Source organism: Peptidiphaga sp., assembly GCF_057238965.1.
Map to the genome: position 1 here is coordinate 1 of NZ_DBHHEV010000111.1, position 6,782 is coordinate 6,782.

The 6,782-nt window shown below is 65.0% G+C and carries 4 protein-coding genes; 3 read left to right on the forward strand and 1 reads right to left on the reverse strand.

What is annotated here, in order from left to right:
- Positions 1 to 816 (forward strand): phosphoenolpyruvate carboxykinase domain-containing protein (locus ACO48X_RS10265; protein WP_485001994.1); only part of this gene is annotated, 816 nt, incomplete at its 5' end.
- A 598-nt stretch (positions 817 to 1,414) separates the two neighbouring features.
- Here the strand turns inward: ACO48X_RS10265 and ACO48X_RS10270 are convergent.
- Complete coding sequence (locus ACO48X_RS10270; protein WP_485001995.1) at positions 1,415 to 3,838, reverse strand: SdrD B-like domain-containing protein; 2,424 nt, start codon at positions 3,836 to 3,838, stop codon at positions 1,415 to 1,417.
- 320 nt (positions 3,839 to 4,158) lie between these two features.
- On the opposite strand from ACO48X_RS10270, the gene purD reads away from it, so the two are divergent.
- Together purD and ACO48X_RS10280 are read left to right on the forward strand one after the other, a co-directional pair.
- Positions 4,159 to 5,562 (forward strand): phosphoribosylamine--glycine ligase, encoded by a 1,404-nt coding sequence (purD, locus tag ACO48X_RS10275; RefSeq protein WP_485001996.1) that lies wholly within the window; start codon positions 4,159 to 4,161, stop codon positions 5,560 to 5,562.
- Between the two features lie 376 nt (positions 5,563 to 5,938).
- Positions 5,939 to 6,782: phosphoribosylaminoimidazolesuccinocarboxamide synthase (locus ACO48X_RS10280; protein WP_485001997.1), on the forward strand; the 844-nt coding region annotated here is incomplete at its 3' end.

The window sequence follows — 6,782 nt, forward strand, 5'->3', positions numbered from 1 at the left end:
TTCACGAACGTCGCCCTGACCGACGACGGCGACGTGTGGTGGGAGGGCATCGACGCCCCGCTTCCGGACCATCTCATCGACTGGACCGGCAAGGACTACACTCCCGCCGACGCCGCCGAGGGCAAGAAGGCCGCCCACCCGAACAGCCGCTTCACGGTTCCCGCCTCGCAGTGTCCGATTATCTGTGAGGATTGGGAGGCCCCGCAGGGCGTGCCGGTTGACGCGATTCTCTTCGGAGGCCGCCGCGCCAGCAACGTGCCGCTCGTCGCCGAGCAGTACGAGAACGCCCACGGCGTGTTCATCGGAGCCTCGGTCGCCTCCGAGGTGACCGCCGCCGCGACGGACGTCAAGGCAGGCTCGCTGCGCCACGATCCCTTCGCCATGCTGCCTTTCTGCGGGTATCACATGGCAGACTACTGGAGCCATTGGCTGGAGCTCCAGGAGAAGCTCGGCGACAAGTTCCCGAAGGTTTTCCAGGTCAACTGGTTCCGCAAGGGCCCCGACGGCAAGTTCATGTGGCCCGGGTACGGCGAGAACTCGCGCGTTCTCGACTGGATTGTCCGCCGAGTCGGCGGGCAGGTCGATGCCGTTGACGGCGTGACCGGTCGCTACCCGAAGTTCGAGGATTTCAACCTCGATGGGATCGACGTCGACAAGGCCACATGGGACGCCCTGTTCGAGATCGACCCCGACGCCTGGGCTGCCGAGATGGACGAGACCGAGGAGTACTTCAAGCAGTTCGGCGACAAGCTTCCCGCCAAGATCACCGAGCAGCTTGCGAAGTTCCGCAAGCGCATCGCCGCGGCGAAGGCCTGATTGGAGCCGCGCGCCGAAAGGCGCTGCCTGACGATCGGCTGACGGCCGGGCCGCCCTTGACGCTTCCTGCGGCTGTTCTTGGGAGGCCGTGGCCGGCCTCTCGGGTTATCTCTGGTCGACTTCGCGACGCCCTCGGCTGATGAAAAGTGCCTGGAGCAGTGAAGGGTGCCAAATTTTGGCGCTTTTCCTGCAGACAGGCACTTTTCATGTCTGACGACAGGCGCCGTCGCGTCCGATCAGCTGGATCGCGTCAGACGAGCGGCGTCATATCGGACAAGCGACATCGCGTCCGGGCGATTGCGCCGCGCCTGACGGCCGGCGAATGGGCGCCGTTCCCGCTTCGCGATGCGCAAACGGAATCGCGGACGGCTTGGCGGGCTTCGCGAGTAGTCGCTGCTCACTTGCCTCGTGAGCGGCGAACAGACGCTTGGACGGCCAGGGGCGGGCGCTGATCCCAAACTGGACGAACGAGGGGCGGACCCGAACCAATCGGGTCCGCCCCTCGTTCGCTGAAGCGTTGCAGGCGGTCAGGCTCCGGCCGCGGCGCCCGCTGCGCTAACTGTCGCGGCCTGGCTGCGCCTGCAAGACTGCCCCAACCTCACAGCGCGTTCTTGCGCCTGTGAATCGCGATCAGCGTTCCTCCCGCGGCACTCAGAACAAGCGCGCCGAGGCCCATCGCAGTGCTGTCCAAGCCCGTGAAGGCGAGGCTTTTCTTTGGCTCCTTCCGAGTCGGTTTAGCCGGAGCCGGCCGCGAAGAATTCGGCGTTGGCTTGGCGGACGCCGAGGGCGGCCGCGCAGGCGTCGGAGGCGTCGCCGACGGAGGAGACGGCGGCATGGAGGGAGTCCCAGAAGGCTCCGGCAGCGTCGAAGGCTTCACCGGCGGCGTCACGGGAGTTGGCGGCGTTGAAGGTCCGGGTGTCGGCGTCACGGGTGTCGGCGTCGAGGGAGTAGACGGTTCGGTCGTCGGCGTCGAGGGATCCGTGGGAGGCGTTGTCGGAGTCTCGGACGGCGTCGGAGACGGAGTTGGGGTCTCGGACGGCGTCGGAGTGGGCGTCGGCGATTCCCGCTTGACGTAGCCGAAGTCGAGGGTCGCGTCGCGCTGACCGTCTGCGGTCAGATCCTGGGATTCGGCCTGGCCGGTCGAAGAATCCTTCGCCCGGTCGCTTCCCTGGCCGGCCTTCGTGGGCGTGTGCCCTTCGGGGTCGGTGACTTTGACGGTGTAGTGCTTGCCCGCCGGAAGGACGGGAAGGTTGGCGAACGTGTACGCCCCGTTCTTATCAGTCTTGACAGGGGCGACGGGCGTCCCGTCGACGTCGGAGACCTCCTTGCCGTCGGGCCCGACCAGTGTGAGGGTCACACCCTCGATGCCGGGTTCGCCGTCGTCTTGCAAACCGTTCTTGTTCTCGTCGAACCAAACGAAATCGCCGACCGAGACTTTCGGAGCCGGCCCCGACGCGGCGTGCCAGGGGTCGGAGTCCTCGACGGGAGTTTGCGAGGCAACTGAAACGGCCGCGACTTTCGCATTGTCAGCGTGCGTCTTATTCGCCCCCATCGGGTCGAGCGTTCCCTGACACTCGAACGACGCCTTCCGCGGGAAGACCCACGTGCCCAAATCGATCCGGCCCTGCGCATCCGCCTTGCGGGGCGTTCCGTCGACGACGCACTGGACGTCCTTCAGCGCGGGCCCGTCGGTCGTCGTGTCGGTGACTGTGACGTTCGTCAGATCTTCGATGCCGACGTTGGTCACCGTGAATTTGACCGTCGCCCCTTGGCCGGCCGCAAGGGAAAGGCCTGGAGCGGAATCGCGGTCGCCTGCGGGAAGGTTGTTCGGCTCGAAGTCCGGTTCCCCGGAGACGTCCGGCTCGCCGGAGCCGTTCCACTGGATGCCCTCCCAGTCGCCGTCGTACTTCTCGATGTCGATGGCGGGGACGGTGATGCCGGATCCCTCACCGCCGCCTTCCTCGAATTTGAGGTACTTGGCCAGCCCGAGGGTCTTCTTGCCGGTGTCATAGGAGATGTCGGCCGTGTTCGAGAGGGTCTTCTTGATCCCGACGGCGTCGTTGGCGCCGTGAACGGGCTGTCCCTTGGCGTTGGTGCGGAGTTTCATTCCGTAGATCACCTGCAACTGCTTGGACGTCAGATCGGCGGGCTTCGTCACGGTGATCTTGGGGGCGCCGCTCGCGATCCCGTCACACGACGCCTCGATGTAAACCCCGGCGGGCGTCGCCCCGGCTTCGAACACCCCGTTCGCGACGTCGCGCGTTTGGAGGAAGGCGTAGGCGCCCTCGGCCGCCTGGCCGTTGACGCAGTAGACGAGGTCGGCGTCGGCCTTGTCGTCGATAGAGGCTGTGGTCCATTCGAGGTTGTCCAAGACGATTCCGTAGCTGATGGCCGATTCGTCCCTGTTGATGAGAACGCCTGATTCGTCAGTGGCCGTGGCCTCAGCCTGGTTCGGTATCCACCAGCCCTTTTTAGATTCCTCTTCGGGGCCGTTGGGGCCGACGAGCTTGTTGATCGTCACCTGCGTGCCGAAAATGTCGACATCCATGGTGTTCGTCGTCGAATCGAATACCAGCGCCCTTTGATTAAGCGTAGCGTTGAAATACGCTGTTCCGTTTACGTTCTGGTGTGTTTCCACATAGTCGGTGGTGAAGGTGATGACCATTCTATTCGTGCCGGAATCGAACGCTGCCCGGCCGATTTCCTCGCCCGAGGGCGCCAGGACGGCAAAGCCGGGGGCCGAACCCGCATCGATCACGTCGGGGAGCTCGACGGCGATTGTGTCGCCTCGGCTGGTGCCGTTCGGCACCGCCCATGTGAAATTGAGCCGGACAGAGTCCCATTGCTCCCAAACGGTCGCTTCGGGCGTCACCTGTTTGATTCCGTAGACGCCGTCGTTTGGAATTTCAGCGGCCTGCACGGCGCGCGGTGCGAAAACGACGGTTGCGATGAAGGACACGACGAAAGCGAAGAGCATCGCCTTGACCTTCGAGACGGGATGCCGCGAAGGTATCTTTTTCATATTCATTTCCTGAACTCGTGATGTGAAAGTGAGCATGGAGTTCGGTAGACACGCCTCCTTTAGGGAGTTTAACGACGTGGAATGCGTTCGGTAATCAGACGAAGGTATGATTGGCGTTTGGCAATCGTGCTATCCTCAAGCCGCCTCTTTTTCGCCGTAAACATCATTTCTCTTTCCATAGAGGCGATTTGTTGGGCTGAGTTGGGCGCAGGGTAAGGGCGATAAGTTTCCCGGGAACGCAGACGGGAGGCGCTCGTTCAGAATGTGACACGTCTGGCGTCAAATCGTCGTTGTCGCGCAACCTGGCTTAGGGTTGTTCCGTGAACATACTCATACTCGGGTCGGGAGGCCGCGAGCACGCCATCGCCCGTTCTCTTCACAGCGACGACGACGTCCTCTACATCGCCCCGGGGAACCCCGGGATGGCCCCGTTGGGAACGCTCGTCGACGTCGACGTCCTCGACGGTGCGGCCGTGGCTGCGTTCGCTCGCAGCAAGGGGATCGACCTCGTCGTCGTCGGTCCGGAGGCTCCGCTGGTCGCGGGCGTGGCCGACTCCGTGCGTGAGGCGGGCATCGACGTTTTCGGCCCTTCGCGGGAAGCGGCACGCCTGGAAGGCTCGAAGGCGTTCGCCAAGGAGGTCATGGCCAGTGCGGGCGTGCCGACTGCGCGGTCGCGGCTGTGCACGAGTCTGGGAGAAGTGGAAGCTGCCCTCGACGCTTTCGGCGCGCCCCACGTAGTCAAAGACGACGGGCTGGCCGCGGGCAAGGGGGTCGTCGTGACGGACGACAGAGACGACGCCCTCGCCCACGCCCGGGCGTGCCTGGCCAAACCCGAGGGGAAGGCGCTGGTCGAGGAATTCCTCGACGGCCCCGAGGTCTCTCTTTTCTGCCTGTGCGACGGGCGCGTCGCCCTTCCTTTGGAGCCCGCGCAGGACTACAAGCGGGCGTTCGACGGCGGCAAGGGGCCCAACACCGGCGGCATGGGATCCTACTCGCCGCTCCCGTGGGCCGACCCGGGGCTGGCCGACGCCGTCGCGGCCGAGGTCGCCCAGCCCGTCGTGGACGAAATGGCGCGGCGCGGAACGCCCTTCGTCGGCGTGCTCTACTGCGGTTTGGCATTGACCTCCGAGGGCGTGAAAGTGGTGGAGTTCAACGTGCGTTTCGGCGACCCTGAGACGCAGTCGGTGCTGGCGCGGCTGGTCACCCCCCTCGCCGGCCTTTTGCGCGATGCGGCGAGGGGCGAGCTGGCGTCGGTCCTCGGAAAGCCTGAAAGAGCGGGGGACGAGCCTGCGGAAGGCCTCGAACCGCTGGCGGAAAAGGGCGGAGAGCCGAGTCGAGGCGGCTCGGAGCTGAACGGAGACGAACGGGAAGCGACGGCGGAGGGCGAAGAGAAGCCCGTCAACAGGCATGGACTTCGTCGCCTCGAATGGCTTCCCGACTCCGCAGTCACCGTGGTCTTGGCGGCGCCCGGCTACCCCGGGCCGGTGCATGCGGGCGACCCTGTCGAGGGCTTGGCCGCGGCCGAAGGCGTGCCCGGCGCGCACGTCGTCCACGCGGGAACCAGGGATTTGGACGGAGCCGTCGTGTCGGCCGGAGGCCGGGTGCTGGCTTGCGTCGGAATGGGGAAGGACGTGGCCGCCGCGCGCGCCGCAGCCTACGCCGCCGTTTCGCAGATTCGGCTGAAGGGGGCGCATTTCCGCACAGACGTCGCCGCCGGAATGTGACCGCCGGAATGTGACCGCCGCGCGCCCTCGAATCCGCCCCTCCGCCTCGATGCCGAAAACACCGGGCAAAATCACTGGATAACGGCTAAACGATGGGTGTATCGTTGAAACTGCACTCGCAACGTGGCGATGGGGTCGGCGTCGACCCGGTTTGAGCTTCGTGTTTCTGACAGCGTGTTTAATGCCTCTTATGGTCATTCGCACACGAGGGCGCGAAATCAGCCGATCGGGAATTTGCGCCGGTTTGACGCGCAAGCGCGGTTCGGCGTCGTCGTCGCGGGCAAAACGGTTATCTCAACCTATGGACAAACGGTAGGTAGCCGTGATCCAATACGTGGAAAGAACTACTGTGGTACACGAGGGAGTGAGAACACAGATGATTGGAATCGGTGCAAGAAACCTACCCGGGTGGACGCACGTGTACTCGGGTAAAGTTCGCGATGTCTACGTTCCGTCCGGCGTGGACGCGCACAACGGCGAGGATGCCTATCTCATCGTCGCCTCTGATCGGATCAGCGCCTACGACTATGTTCTTCCCACCGAGATTCCGGACAAGGGGAGGATACTCACCCAGCTGTCGCTGTGGTGGTTCGAGCAGCTCGCCGACCTCACACCCAACCACGTCATATCGACGGACGTGCCCGCGGCCGTCGAGGGGCGTGCAATGATCACCCGCCGCCTCAAGGTCTTCCCCGTCGAATGCGTGGTGCGCGGCTACCTGACGGGCTCCGGCATGGCCGAGTACAAGCGCCGCGGAACCGTGTGCGGCGTCGCCCTGCCGCCGGGCATCAGGGAGGCGGAGCGCCTCGACCGGCCGATCTTCACGCCCACGACGAAGGCGAGGCTCGGCGAGCACGACGAAAGCATCACCTTCGCCGACACCGCCGCGCGAGTGGGAGAGGGCGTGGCCCGCGAGCTTCGGGCGAAGTCGATCGCGACGTACGCGAGGGCTCGCGAGATCGCCGCGGAGCGGGGCATCATCATCGCCGACACGAAGTTCGAGTTCGGCGTTTCCCCCGACGCAGGCTCGGAGGAGATCATCCTCGGCGACGAAGTGCTCACCCCGGCCTCTTCGCGGTTCTGGATTGCGAACGTCTACGAGCCGGGAAGGTCCCAGCGTTCGCTCGACAAGCAATTCGTCCGCGACTGGCTGAGCTCCGAGGAATCGGGGTGGGACGTGAATTCCGGCACGCATCCGCCCGCGCTGCCCGACGAAGTGG

Bases quoted from the DNA above. Each gene is read 5' to 3' on its own strand.
- ACO48X_RS10270 (WP_485001995.1), bottom strand. From the start codon at position 3,838: ATGAAAAAGATACCTTCGCGGCATCCCGTCTCGAAGGTCAAGGCGATG.